The sequence below is a fragment of the Vibrio sp. 10N.222.46.A1 genome (assembly GCF_041473595.1).
Taxonomy (GTDB): Bacteria; Pseudomonadota; Gammaproteobacteria; order Enterobacterales; family Vibrionaceae; genus Vibrio; species Vibrio tasmaniensis_A.
This window is the reverse complement of sequence record NZ_JBFRSN010001141.1, coordinates 1-1,652: the sequence shown is the minus strand read 5'-3', so window position 1 is coordinate 1,652 and position 1,652 is coordinate 1. Positions and strand designations below refer to the sequence as shown.

1 pseudogene is annotated in these 1,652 nt (G+C 42.4%); it reads right to left on the bottom strand.

Features of this window, described 5'->3' with window-relative positions:
* Positions 1-1,652, bottom strand: a pseudogene (prc, locus tag AB4496_RS24590) (carboxy terminal-processing peptidase); the annotation flags it as partial.

Genomic DNA, 1,652 nt, shown 5'->3' with positions numbered 1-1,652 from the left:
TTTTAAATGCCTCTAACTTAGCGGCTTTTTGACGTTGATTGATACGCTCTAGACGAAGCACATCCCCATCATCACTCTCTTGTTGACGTACTTTTTCGTTCAGAGAAAGGTCGTTATCATCTTTATCAGCCTTATATTTTTCAATATCTTGCGCGATAAAGCCAAACTCCATGTCTGTCGCAATACGAGCTTGGTGTTGAGCGGTTAAAGCAGCAACTTGCTCATCGTTACGCTGTAACACTGAATAGTTAGCTTTCTCTATGCTGTCCCAAGGCAGAGCATTATCTTCAACACTTTCACCAGTATCTGCTGGATCAATTGCCGTTGGGTAAGCAATATCAGGCACTACACCTTTGTTTTGCGTACTTCCGCCATTGATTCGGTAGAATTTCTGGATGGTGTATTGAACGTAGCCTAACTCTTTATCGAACAAATCATAAATATGATTCAAAGAGCGGTGTTGTTGCACCGTTCCTTTACCGAAAGAGTTTTCACCAAGGATGATTGCACGACCATAATCTCGCTGCTGCAAAGATTTCAGATGCTGAAGCACTGTAGCGATTCACCAATACCGTTAATGGACCTTGGTAACTAATTTCGCCATCAGTATCACTGTTCACTTTTACACGACCGTAGCTATCACGAACTTGAACAACGGGCCCCTCTTTGATAAACAAACCAGAGAGTTCGGTTGCTTCCGTTAGTGCACCACCACCGTTGTTTCGCAGATCAACAATGATACCTTCGACACCTTGCTCTTTAAGTTCGGTGATCAGTTTATCAGTGTCTTTAGAAAGGCCAACATAGAAGCTTGGTACTTCTAGTACGCCAATCTTCTTGCCATCTTTCTCGATAACTTCTGATTTAACAGCGCGGTCTTCTAAGCGAATCTTATCGCGTACAATTGTGACAACGTGACTTTTTGCATCTTTACCATCTGGCAAGATCTGTAGCTTAACTTTAGTCCCTTTCGGTCCTTTAATTAATTGCACTACATCGTCTAAACGCCAGCCGATAACATCAACAATATCTTCGCCATCTTGGCCGACACCAACAATACGGTCACCATCACTCAATTGTTTGCTGTTTGACGCAGGGCCACCAGCAACGAGAGATCGGATAACGGTGTAGTCGTCTGTCATTTGAAGTACAGCACCAATGCCTTCTAGAGATAGATTCATCTCAGACTGGAATTGCTCTGCATTTCTTGGAGAAAGGTAACTGGTATGAGGGTCAACTTCTCGCGCGAATGCGTTCATGTAGATCTGGAAAGCATCTTCGTTGTGCGATTGCGTAATACGCTTCATCGCATTGTTGTAACGCTTTTCCAAAACTTCTTGAATCTCTGGCCACTCTTTACCTGTAAGTTTTAGATTCAACGCGTCGTATTTAACACGCTTCCTCCAAAGCTCATTCACTTCAGCGATATCTTTTGGCCATTCCGCTTCGCTACGATTGAGCTCAATACTTTCATCAGTATCAAACTTAATCTCAGTATCTAGTAAAGACAGCGCATATTGGAAACGTTCAAAACGCTTCTGCATGGACAAATTATAAACATCGAATGCAATTTGGTTATTACCGGCTTTCAGTTGGTCATCAATTTGTTTAGATGAAGTAGCGAAAGAGTCAATATCAGCTTGAGTGAAGAT